This window comes from Streptomyces sp. NPDC102259 (genome assembly GCF_044766465.1).
In the GTDB taxonomy this organism is placed as follows: Bacteria; Actinomycetota; Actinomycetes; order Streptomycetales; family Streptomycetaceae; genus Streptomyces.
In genome coordinates this window covers 373544-387801 of the sequence record NZ_JBIWMA010000003.1, presented here as the reverse complement: position 1 = coordinate 387801, position 14258 = coordinate 373544, and the positions used below count along the sequence as shown (strand labels likewise).

14 protein-coding genes are annotated in these 14258 nt (G+C 72.4%); 12 read left to right on the top strand and 2 right to left on the bottom strand.

The genetic code is table 11. The features are described from left to right. Positions 1–8: 8 nt before the first annotated feature. The 8 genes from zapE to ACIRPU_RS10385 all read left to right on the top strand — a co-directional run bounded on the left by zapE (position 9) and on the right by ACIRPU_RS10385 (position 7772). Positions 9–1115, top strand: a complete 1107-nt coding sequence (gene zapE / locus ACIRPU_RS10420; RefSeq protein ID WP_403864396.1) for a cell division protein ZapE — start codon at positions 9–11, stop codon at positions 1113–1115. A 183-nt stretch (positions 1116–1298) separates the two neighbouring features. Next, positions 1299–1718, top strand: coding sequence for a hypothetical protein (locus tag ACIRPU_RS10415; RefSeq protein WP_403864393.1), 420 nt, complete (start codon positions 1299–1301; stop codon positions 1716–1718). A 91-nt stretch (positions 1719–1809) separates the two neighbouring features. Then, positions 1810–2391 (top strand): carbonic anhydrase, encoded by a 582-nt coding sequence (locus ACIRPU_RS10410; protein WP_403864390.1) that lies wholly within the window; start codon positions 1810–1812, stop codon positions 2389–2391. 8 nt (positions 2392–2399) lie between these two features. Further along, positions 2400–3890 carry a SulP family inorganic anion transporter gene (locus ACIRPU_RS10405; RefSeq protein WP_403864387.1) on the top strand — a complete coding sequence of 497 codons (1491 nt, stop codon included), beginning with the start codon at positions 2400–2402 and terminating at the stop codon, positions 3888–3890. A 118-nt stretch (positions 3891–4008) separates the two neighbouring features. After that, positions 4009–4869, top strand: a complete 861-nt coding sequence (locus tag ACIRPU_RS10400; RefSeq protein ID WP_403864384.1) for a slipin family protein — start codon at positions 4009–4011, stop codon at positions 4867–4869. Positions 4870–4989: 120 nt separating this feature from the next. Beyond that, complete coding sequence (locus ACIRPU_RS10395) at positions 4990–6363, top strand: PhoX family protein (protein ID WP_403864381.1); 1374 nt, start codon at positions 4990–4992, stop codon at positions 6361–6363. Between the two features lie 286 nt (positions 6364–6649). After that, positions 6650–7504 (top strand): polysaccharide deacetylase family protein, encoded by an 855-nt coding sequence (locus tag ACIRPU_RS10390; RefSeq protein WP_403864378.1) that lies wholly within the window; start codon positions 6650–6652, stop codon positions 7502–7504. 79 nt (positions 7505–7583) lie between these two features. Next, positions 7584–7772 carry a hypothetical protein gene (locus tag ACIRPU_RS10385; protein WP_384119651.1) on the top strand — a complete coding sequence of 63 codons (189 nt, stop codon included), beginning with the start codon at positions 7584–7586 and terminating at the stop codon, positions 7770–7772. A gap of 401 nt (positions 7773–8173) precedes the next feature. On the opposite strand, the gene ACIRPU_RS10380 is transcribed toward ACIRPU_RS10385, so the two are convergent. After that, the gene (locus tag ACIRPU_RS10380) at positions 8174–8845 is read right to left on the bottom strand and encodes an ABC transporter (RefSeq protein ID WP_403864375.1); all 672 of its coding nucleotides are present in this window, start codon (positions 8843–8845) and stop codon (positions 8174–8176) included. Next, a complete protein-coding gene (locus ACIRPU_RS10375) occupies positions 8842–9702 on the bottom strand; it encodes an ATP-binding cassette domain-containing protein (protein WP_403864372.1) in 861 nt (286 codons plus the stop codon). Before ACIRPU_RS10375 ends, ACIRPU_RS10380 begins: the two co-directional genes overlap by 4 nt. 56 nt (positions 9703–9758) lie before the next feature. On the opposite strand from ACIRPU_RS10375, the gene ACIRPU_RS10370 reads away from it, so the two are divergent. From ACIRPU_RS10370 to ACIRPU_RS10355, 4 genes are all read left to right on the top strand, one after another. Further along, positions 9759–10484: a peptidyl-tRNA hydrolase gene (locus tag ACIRPU_RS10370; RefSeq protein ID WP_403864369.1), complete on the top strand. Its 726-nt coding sequence runs from the start codon at positions 9759–9761 to the stop codon at positions 10482–10484. A gap of 261 nt (positions 10485–10745) precedes the next feature. Next, positions 10746–12284, top strand: a complete 1539-nt coding sequence (locus tag ACIRPU_RS10365) for a DUF692 domain-containing protein (protein ID WP_403864366.1) — start codon at positions 10746–10748, stop codon at positions 12282–12284. Positions 12285–12545: 261 nt separating this feature from the next. Beyond that, positions 12546–13322, top strand: coding sequence for a DUF4142 domain-containing protein (locus ACIRPU_RS10360; RefSeq protein WP_403864363.1), 777 nt, complete (start codon positions 12546–12548; stop codon positions 13320–13322). Between the two features lie 100 nt (positions 13323–13422). Continuing rightward, complete coding sequence (locus ACIRPU_RS10355; RefSeq protein ID WP_403864360.1) at positions 13423–14199, top strand: TIGR04222 domain-containing membrane protein; 777 nt, start codon at positions 13423–13425, stop codon at positions 14197–14199. The last annotated feature ends 59 nt before the right edge of the window (positions 14200–14258 follow it).

Here is a 14258-nt window from a genome sequence, read left to right as displayed (position 1 = left end):
GGGGAACCGTGTCGTCCTCCTCCTCCGCCCCCGGCCTCAGCCCGATAGCCGACGCGGCCCCGGTGTCCCTCTGCACCCGTCAGCCGCACGTCCCCGCGGACCGGCTGGTCGCCGAGATGGTGCCGCCGCCCCGCTTCGACTCGGTCCGTTTCAGCACCTACATCCCGGATCCGAACCAGCCCAGCCAGACCGAGGCGGTCGGCGTCCTGGAGGGATTCGCGACCGGGCTCGGCGGCGCGCACGCCACGGGCGGCGCCAGGCGGGGGTTCCTCGGCTTCGGCAGGTCCAGGACGCCCAAGGTCCCCGCCGGGCCGCGCGGCGTCTACCTGGACGGCGGCTACGGCGTCGGCAAGACCCACCTGCTGGCGTCCCTGTGGCACGCCACCCCCGCGGAGCCCGCCCTCAAGGCCTTCGGCACCTTCGTCGAGCTGACCAACCTGGTCGGCGCCCTCGGCTTCCAGCAGACGGTACGGACCCTGTCCGGGCACCGGCTGCTGTGCATCGACGAGTTCGAGCTGGACGATCCGGGCGACACCGTCCTCGTCTCGACGCTGCTCGGCAAGCTGGTCGAGGCGGGCGTCGCGCTCGCCGCCACCTCCAACACCCTCCCGGGCAAGCTCGGCGAGGGCCGGTTCGCGTCGGCCGACTTCCTGCGCGAGATCCAGGGTCTGTCCGCGCACTTCCGCGCGCTGCGCATCGACGGCGAGGACTACCGCCACCGCGGTCTGCCCGAGGCGCCGGCGCCCTACTCCGACGAGCAGGTGACGAAGGCGGCGTACGCCGCCGACGGCGCGTCGCTCGACGACTTCCCGCATCTGCTGGAGCACCTCGCCAAGGTCCACCCGAGCCGCTACGGCGCGCTGACGGATGGCCTGAAGGCGGTCTGCCTCACGGACGTGGGGGCGGTGCCCGACCAGTCCACGGCTCTCCGGCTGGTGGTCCTGGCCGACCGGCTCTACGACCGCGAGGTCCCGGTCCTGGCCTCCGGGCTCCCCTTCGACCAGTTGTTCAGCGAGGAGATGCTGAACGGCGGCTACCGCAAGAAGTACTTCCGCGCGATCTCCCGGCTCACCGCACTGGCCCGCGACGCCAAGCGGCTCGTCGAGACCCAATAAACGATCTTGGCCGTCAGGTCAAGAGGTGGTTCGCGCCAAGAACACCTCCCTTTTGAGGCGCACTTCATCTCGCAACGTCGCGTTAACCCTGCAAACAACTTCGCAGGGTTAACGTGTTTCTTGACCAGTGATTGACCAACCGTTGGTCTGGACTAGAAACGCGAACCGACCGAAGGGGGGCGCATGTTCCGAGGTACGACGTCCCGGACCGTCATCTCGATCCTCGCCGCCGTCCTGCTCGCCCTCCCGTTCTTCGCGCCCACGTCATCCTTCGCACACGCGCACACGGTGCGTCAGGCCGAGGCCAAGACCCAGCCCGGAATCACACCCTCCGGCAAAGCGATGCGCGACGAGATCGCCACGTTCCGCGACTGCGACCGCTCCGGCGGCCTCGCCGACTCCGATCCACTGCGCACCCGCGACCGCCACCGCGCCACGACCTCCGCCTCGGCCGCCTCGGCACCCCAGGAGCCCGAGCGCGCGCTGCTGGCGCAGGATCCCGCGGCCGCGCATCAGCCGCCCCGGCCCGGCGACCCCTATCACCGCTCGTCGAGATCCTCGGCGGCCCATTCTCCGGCGGCCCTCCAGGTCTTCCGCTGCTGAGAGAGCAGAGCAGAACAGCAGTTCCCCCACCTGTCCTGTGTCCTGCACATCCGACGCGCCCCCACGGCGCGCCAGGAGGAGTCACCACGTCATGCAGCCCCTCATCGACAACGCCCGTACGTTCGGACAGCGCCCTGAGGAGTTCGCCAGGCTCGCGGAGGGCCAGTCCCCCGAGGTCCTGTTCATCACCTGCTCCGACTCGCGGGTCGTTCCCGCCCTGATCACGGGCGCCCGGCCCGGCGAGCTCTTCGAGCTGCGCACCGCGGGCAACATCGTGCCCCCCTACGGCTCCGACCGCCCCACCGGCGAGGCGGCCACCATCGAGTACGCCGTCGAGGTCCTAGGCGTCCAGGACGTCGTCGTCTGCGGCCACTCGCACTGCGGCGCCGTCGGCGCGCTGGTGCGCGGCGACGACCTCGACGGCGTCCCCGCCGTACGCGACTGGCTCGCGCACGCCGCGGACGAACCGGGGACCGCCGACCCCGACGACCCGACGGTCATGCGGGCGGTGCAGAACCACGTACTCGCCCAGTTGCTGCGGCTGCGCTCCTACCCGTGCGTGGAGAAGCGGCTGGCCGACGGCCGGCTGCGGGTGCGCGGCTGGTACTACGAGGTGCACACCGGTGCCGTACGCGAACACCGCGTGGACACCGACGGCTTCGAGGCCCTGTGAGCGCCGCGATGAACCAGACGCCCGCCGGACGAATATCCCGGTTCCCCCACCTGAGGCAGGACTTCGCCGCCTCTCTCGTCGTCTTCCTGGTCGCGCTGCCGCTGTGTGTGGGCGTGGCCGTGGCCTCCGGCGTGCCGGCCGAGCTGGGGCTCGTCACCGGCATCGTCGGCGGCATCGTCACCGGTCTGCTGCGGGGCAGTTCCCTCCAGGTGTCCGGTCCGGCGGCCGGCCTGACCGTGCTGGTCTTCGAGGCGGTGCAGGAGTTCGGCCTGTCCGCCCTCGGAGTGATCGTCCTCGCCACGGGCGTCCTCCAGCTCGCCATGGGCGCCCTGAAGCTGGGCCGCTACTTCCGGGCCATCTCGGTCTCGGTCGTCGAGGGCATGCTGGCCGGAATCGGCCTGGTGCTGATCGCCGGTCAGCTGTACGCGGCAGCGGGCGCCAAGGCGCCGGCGTCCGGCGTCGACAAGATCACCGGACTGCCCGAGGCCCTCGTGGACGCGGCCGGCAGCACCTCCTCACTGGCCTCGCTCGCGATCGGCGCCGGCACCATCGCGGTGCTCGTGTTGTGGAAGCGGTTGCCGGCGAAGGTGCGTACGGTGCCCGGCCCGCTCGCCGCGGTGGGCCTGGCGACGCTCAGCGCCCTGCTGCTGAACCTGCCCGTGGCCACGGTCGAGGTGCAGGGCCTGCTCGGTTCCGTCCAGCCTCCGTCGCTGAGCTCCTTCGGCGAACTGGCGCACGTCGGCCTGCTCGGCACGATCGTCGCGTTCACCCTGATCGCGTCCGCCGAGTCGCTGTTCAGCGCGGCGGCGGTGGACCGGCTGCACGACGGTCCGCGCACCGAGTACGACAGGGAGCTGATGGCGCAGGGCGCGGGCAACGCGATCTGCGGGGCGCTCGGCGCGCTGCCGATGACCGCGGTGATCGTGCGCAGCGCGGCCAACGTACAGGCGGGCGCGCGGACGAAGGCCTCGCGCGTCCTGCACGGCGTGTGGCTGCTGCTGTTCGCGGCCCTGCTGCCGAACGTGCTGGCGTACATACCCATCCCGGCGCTGGCCGGCATCCTCGTGCACGCGGGCGCCAAGCTCGTCCCCGTGCGGGCGGTCGTGGGGCTGTGGCGCGAGCACCGCGGCGAGGCGCTGATCCTGGTCGTCACAGCCGTGTCGATCGTCGCGGTCAGCATGTTCGAGGGCGTTCTCATCGGTCTCGCGCTGGCCGTCGCCAAGACGGCCTGGGAGGCCTCGCACATCAGGCTGGAGGTCGTCGACAAGGGCGCCGGCCCCGTCCAGGCGTACCTGTCGGGCAACGCGACGTTCCTGCGGCTGCCGAAGATCCTCGACAGCCTGGAGGCCCTTCCGCAGGACCGCCCCGTCGAGCTGGACCTCTCCGGTCTGCACCACCTCGACCACGCCTGCCGTACGGCGCTGGAGACCTGGGCCGAACGGCACAGCGCGGCCGGCACGGCACCCGTGAAGGTCACGGAACCGGTGACGACCGTGTAGCCCCGCCCCCCTCGCCGTCCGGCCCGGGACTCGGGGCGTGGCCCCGGACCGGACGGCGGGCATATCGTTACAGGGCGGACAGAAACGCTCTTACGGGCCTCTTGCCGAGGAGGTCGACATGCTCCAGGAGCTGCTGGGCGTGGCCGCGGCGGTCGCCGCCGGAGGCCTCGTGTACGTCGGGGCGGCGGCGCGGGTCGTCAAGCAGTACGAGCGCGGGGTGGTCCTGCGGCTAGGCCGGCTGCGCGGCGAGGTCCGCCCGCCGGGGTTCACCCTGGTCGTCCCCGCCGTGGACCGGTTGCACAAGGTCAACATGCAGATCGTGACCATGCCCATTCCGGCCCAGGAGGGCATCAGCCGCGACAACGTGACCGTGCGGGTCGACGCCGTCGTGTACTTCCGGGTGGTGGACGCGGCGGCCGCGATCATCAACGTCGAGGACTACCGCTTCGCCGTCTCGCAGATGGCGCAGACCTCGCTGCGTTCGATCATCGGCAAGAGCGAGCTGGACGACCTGCTGTCCAACCGGGAGAAGCTCAACGAGGGCCTGGAGCTGATGATCGACAGCCCCGCCATCGGCTGGGGCGTGCAGATCGACCGGGTGGAGATCAAGGACGTGTCCCTGCCGGACACGATGAAACGGTCGATGGCCCGGCAGGCCGAGGCCGACCGTGAGCGGCGGGCCCGGATCATCAACGCCGACGCCGAGCTCCAGGCGTCGAAGAAGCTCGCCGAGGCGGCGAAGGAGATGTCCGACCAGCCCGCCGCACTCCAGCTGCGACTGCTCCAGACGGTGGTGGCGGTCGCCGCCGAGAAGAACTCCACCCTCGTCCTGCCGTTCCCGGTGGAGCTGCTGCGTTTCCTGGAAAAAGCCCAGCAACCGCTCCCACAAAATCCACCGCAGGAGCCACCGCGAGAGCCACGGCAGCAGGCACAGCAACAGCCACCACAACAACCGCCCCTGCCGCCTCCCCCGCCCTAGTCCCCGTCCCCGAAGGACGGGGAGGAGTGACACGAGCTACGCGCGTGGTTCCCGGGGCGCACTCCGGGTGATAGACACAGCGGGATCACAGTTCCTGTCCGCCAGCAGGAAGGTTTCCCCATGTCTGCGACACGACGTCAGATCCTCGCCGGCACCGGCGCCCTGGGAGTGGGCGCGAGCATCGCGTTCACCGGTGCCCTCTCCGACCTCTTCGCGGGCACCGCCGCCGCGCAGAGCCTCGGCCGCGACGGCTACGGCCCCCTCGTGCCCGACGCGAACGGCCTGCTCGACCTCCCCGCGGGCTTCCGCTACCGGGTCCTCTCCCGCGAGGGCGACCCGCTGCGCTCCGGGGAGGGTCCGGTGCCCTCGAACCACGACGGCATGACGGCCCTGCCCGGCCGGGGCGGTCGCGTCCACCTGGTCCGCAACCACGAGAACCGCCCCGCGGCGAAGTTCCCCGTCCCCACGGTCGAAGGGCTGACCTACGACCCGGCGGGCAAGGGCGGTTGTACGGCCCTGACGCTGGACTCCCGGAACCACGTGCTCTCCGAGCGCGTGGCCATCGCCGGTACCGCCGTCAACTGCGCGGGCGGACCCACTCCGTGGCACACCTGGCTGACCTGCGAGGAGACCGAGGACAAAGCCGGCACAAACGGTTACACAAAGGATCACGGCTTCATCTTCGAGGTCGACCCGGCCGACCCGCACCGCAGCGGAGCGGTCCCGCTGACCGCGATGGGCCGCTTCCAGCACGAGGCGATCGCCGTCGACCCGCGGCTCGGAATCGTTTACGAAACCGAGGACGCGTTTCTTGAGCCGTTCGGCCTTTTCTACCGCTTTCTGCCGAAGAAACCGCTCGGCGGGGCGGGCTCGCTGCGCGCGGGCGGCCGTCTCCAGGCGATGCGCGTACCCGGCGTTCCGGACCTGTCCTCGATCCAGGACACGGGCGCCACCTTCGACGGCATCGAGTGGGTCGACGTACCGGACCCCCTCGCCGTCGAAACCCCGGTCCGCCTCCAGGACTTCGGCCCGAAGGGCATCACGCACGCCCAGAAGCTCGAGGGCTGCTACTGGGGCGGGCGGTGCGTGTACTTCGTGTCGTCGTTCGCACACGGTTCGGACGGCTCGGCGGCCGACCACTTCGGCCAGATCTGGCGGTACGACCCGAAGCTCCGCCGCCTCACCCTCGTCATCGTCTTCGGCCCGGACACGGACGTCCAGCTCCCGGGCGAGTCCCCGGACAACATCTGCCTGGCGCCCAGCGGCGGCCTGATGGTCTGCGAGGACGGCAACGGCGCCCAGCACGTCTTCGGCGTGACCAGGACCGGCGAGGTGTACGCGATGGCGCGGGGCCGCCAGAACATCGGAACACCCCAGGCCCCCGAATGGGGCGAGTTCGCCGGCGTCACCTTCTCCCCCGACGGCGACACGATGTACGTGAACTGCTACACCCCGGGAACGACCTTCGCGGTCACGGGGCCCTGGCGGCGCTAACACCGGTTCCGGGAGTCGCCCCACCGGCACGGCCCCGGACCGGCGTGCGGTGGGGCAGCTCCTGGCCCGCTCGGCCTTGACGTGACGTCACGGGAGCCGTCGGCGCACGAGCGTTCCGCGTCCTCGCCCGCCTGGCCACTGCCTGGACATCGCCTCGACACTGCCTGAACAACGCCTGACACCGCCTGACACCGCCTGGGCGAACGAGAGCCCGGCTGGGTGACACAACCCGAGGCGCGGTCACATATCGGCACAAACACCAGCACAACCCTCATAACTTCATACGATGATCCTTCCCGTACGTCGCCTCGCCGCCCTCTGTGCCCTCGGGGCCGCACTCGCCCCCCTCGCTGCCTGCGGCGCCCCTCAGGAACCGCACGCCGCGCGTCCGGCCGCCCCCGCACACGCTTCCACCGCCCCCGCCCGGCCCCCCACCCTGGCCCCCGGTCCGGCCGGTATCACCCCCGTCTTCAGCAACGCGCCCCGTACCGCCGACAAGACGGTCGCCCTCACCTTCGACGCCGACATGACCGCCGACCAGGGAGCCCGCGCGGCGGCCGGCGAGCACTTCGACAACCCGGGGCTGATCGCGGCACTGCGGGCGCTGAAGGTGCCGGCCACCGTGTTCATGACCGGCCGCTGGGCCGAGGAGTACCCGGACCAGGCCCGCTCCCTCGGCCGCGACCCCCGCTTCGAGATCGCCAACCACTCCTACAGCCACTACGCCTTCACCGATGACTGCTACGGCCTGCCGACCGTCCCCGAGGACAGGATGCGCGCGGACGTGGAGCGGGCGTACACGGCGTTCCGCAAGGCCGGGGTGCCGGACGCGATGCCGTACTTCCGTTTTCCCGGCGGCTGCTACGACCGGCGGGCGCTGCGCGCGGTGAGCGGCATGGGCGTGACCGCGGTGCAGTGGGACGTGGTGAGCGGGGACGCGTTCGCGACCGACGCGGACGCGGTGGCCCGGCAGGTGCTGGAAGGGGTCCGGCCCGGCTCCGTCGTCGTCATGCACTGCACGCGCACCGCCGCCCCGACGACCGAGCGGGCGGTACGGGCCGTCGTGCCGGAGCTGCGCCGTCGGGGATACCGGTTCGTGAAGGTGTCCGAGCTGATCGGGGCGGCGAGCGGACGGCGGTGAACCACGCACGCCCCGCCACGCCCCGCTCCGGCCGCCGATCTCGCTTCGTACGTGGTCACCGCTTACGTACGGTGGAGGTATGAGCGACGACAGCGACCGGGACTACTGCCTGATCGACGCGACCACGCCGCCCAGGGCCGAGGGGCCGCCCTACGCCGAGTGCGTGCTGTGCCGGAAGCCGACGGAGTATCCGGAGTCGTACAAGGGGATCACGCTGTGCCCGGTGTGCGAGTGGCAGGAGGCGCAGCGGACGGCGTGCTCGGGGTAACCGCTTGCCCTTGCCTCGCGAGGCGTGCGCAAGGTAACCGCTTGTCCCGCGCGACCGCGACCAGGCACGGCCGGGCAACCGGTTACCCGGCAAGTAACCGGTTGCCGACGGGTAGCCCGTGGCGGTGGGCGGGTGGCCCGTGGCGGTGGGCCGGGTGGCTGTGGCGGGTGGCTAGCGGCCGGACACTGGTTCGTTACCGCTTCCGCTTACCGGCGCGCGATCGTCTCACCGACGCGTAATCGGTTACCCGGGCGTCAGCACACGCCCGTTCGCTTGCTGGGCCGTAATCGGTTACCACCGCACATCACCGGCGCGCAATCGTCCACTGATGCGTAACCGCTTTCCCGGGCCTCCCCCTCACGCCCCTCCCCCGCTCACGCCGCTCACGCCGCTCACGCCGCTCACGGCGATCGGCGGGACGTAAGCGCGCACGCGACGGCCGTCGCGGCGGCGCTCAGCAAGGCTGCCGCGGCCGCGGGCAGGAGCGGCACGTGGACGGTCGCCGAGTGGGAGCCGCCGACCAGGCCGCTCACCGCCGCCTGCGCCGGGGAACCGGTTACCACCAGCGCCAGCAGGGCCGCCAGCAGCAGTGCGGGAACCGCGCGGCCGGGCGAGCGGAGCACGGGCCAGGCGGTGAGCGCGCCGACGGCCGCACCGAGCAGGGCGCAGGTCAGGACGGCGAGCAGTCCGGCGCCGGCGGCCTCCAGGACGGGAACACGCTTGTCGTGGTTGCTGCCGACCGGGTCGCTGATGAGCGTGACCATCACAGTCGCCGTCGTACCGAACGCGACGGCCGTGGTCAGCGCGACCAGGACACAGGCCAGATGCGCCCGCCCGGGCCCGATCGCCGCCGCGACGACGGTGCGGGCGGCCGGGGGCTCGTTGGTGACACAGATCCGCACCAGCCAGGCGGCGACGGGCAGCAGGAACGCGGCCGTGTAGCCGAGCGAGTCCAGCAGCGGCTGGCCTCCCTGCACGCCGACGCCCAGGAAGACGGCGTAGAGGAGGAACGGAGGCAGCCAGCGCTGCGAGCGCAGGAGCAGCGCGGTCTGATAGCGCAGGAGGGCGATCACCGGTGAGGCCTCCCGTCCTGACGGACGCTCACCACGTGCCACGGCGGACGGGCGGTCAGCAGGGCGCGGAGCAGGACGTCGGAGTGGGAGGCGGGGACGGTGAGCCGGTGGGTGCGGTCGGCCGTCTCCTCGGTGGCGGTGGCCAGCCGGAGCGCCTCCGGCGGGAGCGGGGCGGACGGGCCGTGCACCTCGATGGTCATGTGGGGACCGTCGGGCGCGGTGGTCGGCTCCGGCGCGGTTCGGCGGTGGAGGGTGCCGTCGCGGACGGTGTACTCGGCGTCCGCCCGGCCGGCGAGGCGGCGGGTGTCGTGGTCGACGAAGACGACGGCCGCTCCGGCGACCGTCCGCTCGGCGACGGCACGTTCGAGTTCGGCGCGCGCGTCGGTGTCGAGTCCGGTCCATGCCTCGTCCAGGATCAGCAACTCCGGTTCGGCGAGCAGTGCTTGTGCCACGGCGACCTTCTGGCTGCTGCCCTTGGAGAGGCGGCTCATCGGGGTGTGGGCGTGTGCGGTGGCGCCGAAGCGGTCCAGCCAGTCGGCCGCGGCACGTCCGGCCGCCGGACGGGACAGGCCGTGCAGCGCGCCGAGGTGGGTGAGGTAGCCGAGGGCGGTGAAGGGGAGGGCGGCGGGGAAACGTTCGGGAACGTAGGCGGTGCGGGGGGTGCCGGTGACCCTGCCTTCGGTCGGGGCGTCGATGCGGGCGAGCAGTCGGAGCAGGGTGGACTTCCCGGTGCCGTTGGGGCCCTCGATCCGGGTGAGGGTGGCGGGGGCCGGGTTCAGATGCACGTCGCGGAACACCCAGGGGCCGCGAACGCCGTAGCGGCGGCCCACGGCCTCCAGCCGTAGCTCACGTGGCATGCGGACCGTCCTCTCGCCGCGGATGCAGGGATCTTCCACCTGGCAGACTGGAGGACGTGACCAGTGATCCGGCCGTTCCCGGCGACAGCCCTTTCCGTTCCGAGCGTTCGATACGGGACGAGGCCCCGCAGTTCGTCCTGCCGTTGGTGGTCCGTATCGAGCGTGCCGACCCGCCGGCGCGCACGGACGCGCTGGAGACGGCCGCGCGCGCCGTGCTGACCCTCCTCGCCGACGAGCGGGCGCTGGGCGACGGCGAGTGGGCGGCGGCCGTGCGTGACTGGCAGGACGCCCGGATCCGCAAGGTGGTGCGGCGGGCGCGTGGCGCCGAGTGGCGGCGGGCGGAGGCGCTGCCCGGCATCACGGTCACGGGCAAGGCGGCGGAAGTAAGGGTTTTCCCGCCCGTTCCGCTGGACGGCTGGCCCAAGGACCTGGCGAAGCTCCAGGTTTCCGGAACCGATCTCGAGGACCCGGAGCCGCCGGCCGACATCGACCCGACGGCTCCGGTGATCTGGCAGAACCCGGAGGTCGGCATGTCCGCGGGCAAGGCGATGGCGCAGGCCGGGCATGGCGCGCAGCTCGCCTGGTGGGAGCTGTCGGACGAGGAGAAGGCCGCCTGGCGCGAGGCGGGTTTCCCGCTCGCCGTGCGGACCGCGGATCCGCGACGGTGGCGTGAGCTGACGGAGAGCGGACTGCCGCTGGTGCGGGACGCGGGATTCACCGAGATCGCGCCGGGCAGCTGCACGGTGGTCGCGGACCACCCGGCCCTGAGGGCCGCTTCCTAGCTCCAATCCCCACCGTCCCTCGCCCCGAGCCCCGAGCCCCGAGCCCCGAGCCCACCGTCCCTCGCCCCTACAGCCGGACGACCCCGCAGCAGCTCCCCAGCTCCCCAGCTCCCCAGCCCTCCAGCCCTCCGGCCCTTCAGCCCTCCACCCTCCCGCCCGAACCTCAAATGTTGCTCTGAAGGAGGGTGGCGGGCGGTTCGGGAGGCGGTGGCGGGGCCATACCACCGTCACCACGCAGGGGGCACGAAGGAGGCGGGGACCATGAGGCGACTGGGGACGGGGATCGGCTGGCGGCCGGAGATCGCGGACGCCGTGGAGCGCATGCCGGGCATCGACTGGGTCGAGGCCGTCGCCGAGAACGTGTGTCCCGGGCATCTGCCCGACTCGCTGCTACGGCTGCGCGAGCGCGGGGTCACCGTGATCCCGCACGGCGTCTCGCTCGGACTGGGCGACGCGGAGCGGCCCGACGCGGGGCGGCTGGCCGCGCTCGCCGAGCGGGCGGAGGCACTGGGTTCGCCGCTGGTCACCGAGCACATCGCGTTCGTCCGCGCGGGCGGCCCCCTGACGGCTTCCCCGCGGCTCGAGGCAGGGCATCTGCTGCCCGTGCCCCGCACTCGTGACGCCCTCGACGTGCTGTGCGAGAACGTGCGCATCGCGCAGGACGCGCTGCCCGTGCCGCTCGCCGTCGAGAACATCGCCGCGCTCCTCGCGTGGCCGGGCGAGGAGATGACCGAGGGGCAGTTCCTGTACGAGCTGGCCGACCGCACGGGCGTACGGCTGCTCATCGACGTGGCCAACCTGCACACCAACCACGTCAACCGGGGCGAGGACCCCGCCAAGGCGCTCGCCGAACTTCCCCTGGAGGCCATCGCCTACGTCCATGTCGCCGGCGGTTTCGAGCGGGACGGCGTCTGGCACGACAGTCACGCCCACCCGGTGCCCCGGCCGGTCCTCGACATCCTCACCGACCTTGCGTGCCGGGTGTCGCCGCCGGGGGTGCTGCTGGAGCGGGACGAGAACTTCCCCGAGCCGGCCGAACTGGAAAGGGAGTTGGGCACGATCAGGGCGGCCGTCGAAGCCGGCGGGCGAGAGGGCGCCCTCGCGCGAGCCGGTTCGAGCGCGAGGCCGCACGACGCGACGGAGACGGGAACGCGGACCGGAGCCGAGGCTGGGACCGAGACCCGCACCGGGACCGGAACCGCGACTGGTACCGGTGCCGGGACCGCGACCGGTGCCGGGACCGCGACCGGTGCCGGGACCGCGACCGGTGCCGGGACCGCGACCGGTGCCGGGACCGCGACCGGTGCCGGGACCGACACAAGGGCCGGTGGTGAATCGGCCTCGCGCACCCCGGAGCCGGTCCCGGCCGCTCTCGGCGAGGCCACTCGTCAGCGCCTCGGTCTCGCGCAGGCCTCCCTGCTGTCCGCGCTGGTCGCCGGGACACCGGTCCCCGAGGGCTTCGACCGGGTGCGACTCGGCGTACAGTCCCGGGCGCTGGCGGCGAAGCGGGCGGATGTGGTGGCGAAGGTGGCCCCGGAGCTGCCGCTGATTCTCGGAAGCGGTTACCGCACCGCTTTCCTCGCGTACGCCCAAGGGCGTCCGATGCACGGCGGCTACCGGCAGGACGCCCTCGACTTCGCCGAGGCGACGCTTCTGGGCGGACGGTTGACGGAGGGCCGGGCCCGCCGCGAACTGCGCCGCTGGTGGCTGGACCGCTCGGGCCCCGCCCCGAGGCCGAAGTCACGGCTGGGGCAGGTGGGACGGGCAGGACGGGTGGGGCGGACGTTGACACGACGGTGAGGGATCCGGGCCCGTGGGCCGCCCGAATGTGCCGGGGTTAACACCCCGCAGCCCGCGACGCGCTCCGCAACCGTTCCCTCACCGTTTCCACATGGTTTCTCCCGTTTTGGAGCCTCTTCCAGTCCTCCCGTTTCGCACGCGATGCCCTCGTTGTAACCGTTTGCCCCTGTACGGCAGTTGACGGTGCAGGCGCAGTAATATGCCAGCCAGTCCCGCAACCGAAAGCGCACTAGCGTGCAGTGCCGCGAGCAGGAGGCACCCATGCGGCCGCGACCCCCCATCCAGGGCAGAGGCATCTTCAGCGGCACCGGGCTCATCATCACGGGCCTGGCGGCGACCCTGGCGGCGCTGGTCTTCCCTATCTGGTCGTACGCCGACCGGTCGGGCACCGGAGTGGACGTGCTGAACGCGCAGACGGTGTCGACGCAGTACGGGCCGTTGTCCGCGCTGGACCGGGAGTTCGTCACGAAGGTCCGGCTGGCGGGGCTGTGGGAGCTGCCCGCCGGCCAGCAGGCGCAGACGAAGGGCACGACCGAGGCCGTACGGACGGCGGGCCGGCACCTGGTCGAGGGGCACACCTTCCTGGACGCTCGGGTGCGCACCGTCGCCTCCCGGCTGGGCCTCTCGCTGCCGAACGAGCCCAACGACCAGCAGAAGGGCTGGCTGAGCGAGCTCGACGCGGCGCAGGGGCAGCAGTACGACTGGAAGTTCGCCAACATCCTGCGTCTCGCGCACGGCCGGGTGTTCTCCGTCGTCGCCCAGGTGCGGGCCAGTACCCGCAACTCGCTGGTGCGCGAGCTCGCCGACGACGCCAACACCACCGTGCTGGACCACATCAAGATCCTGGAGGCCACCGGGGACGTCGACTTCGACGCCCTCGCCCGGGACTTGGCCGCCGACAGCACGCCGCCGATCACCCGCTCCCCCGGCCCGCCGGGCCCGACGGCCGACCCCGGGTCGGCCGTGCCGGTGACGCCGTCGCCGTATCCCACCTACCCGCTCCCGCCGGCCGCGGCCAGCCCGCCACCCGGCGGCTGAAACCCGCGAGGGGAAGCGGAACGTCACATATCCACAACGCTCGGTCCGGATGGTGAACAGGGCATGGCGTTTCTCGGGGCACATGGCATAGAAACGCGGCATGGTCTGGGTGCTTCTCCTGCTGCTGGCATGGACCGTCGCGGGTGCGGCGTGCACACGGCTGTGCCTGGCCGCCGTACGGGCGGCGGCCGTCGACGAGAACGCCGGCCAGGGACATGATCTGACGCTCTACGAGGCGGCCTTCCTGTCCGGCGGTCCGCGCAGGGTCGCCGACCTGACCATGGTCTCCATGGCGCGACAGCGGCGGCTGGTGCTCGCGCGCACCGGCTGGGCGACCGTCGTGGACCCGCGCGGGCGCGACGAGATGGAGCGCTCGGTCATAGGGGCCATCGGGCCCGAGGGACAGTCCCGGATCGCCCCGGCGCGGGCGGCGGCGGCCGCCGCGGACGCGGTGGGCGGCTTGGCCAACCGGCTGGTCCGCGCCGGTCTCGCGGTGCCCGACGGGGCCCGTACGACGGTGGCGACCGGGGTGCGGCAGGTGCGGGTCGCGGCCGTGGCCGTTCTCGCGCTGGGCGTCACCGCACTGTTGGTCCCCGCCACCCCGGACATGCCCCGCAACCTCGTCGCGCTCTGGTTCGCGCTGCCCCTGGCGCTCACGCTGAGCTGCCTCGCGATAGCGCGGGTGGAGGTGCATCCGTACTCGCGCTGGGCCTCCCCGGCCGGGCAGCGACTGCTGGGCGCGCTGGCCCGTCGGGCCGGCGGCCCGGGGGACGATCGCACGTACCTGACCTCCGTCGCCGTACGCGGGATCCGCGCGGTGGGCGAGCCGGACCTGCGGGCTGCGTTCGCCCATCGTGAGCAGTACGGGCGGGACTGAGGCAGGGCGCGCTCGACCACCGGGGGGCGCACAAGGGGCATTGGCGCCGACACCCGCCG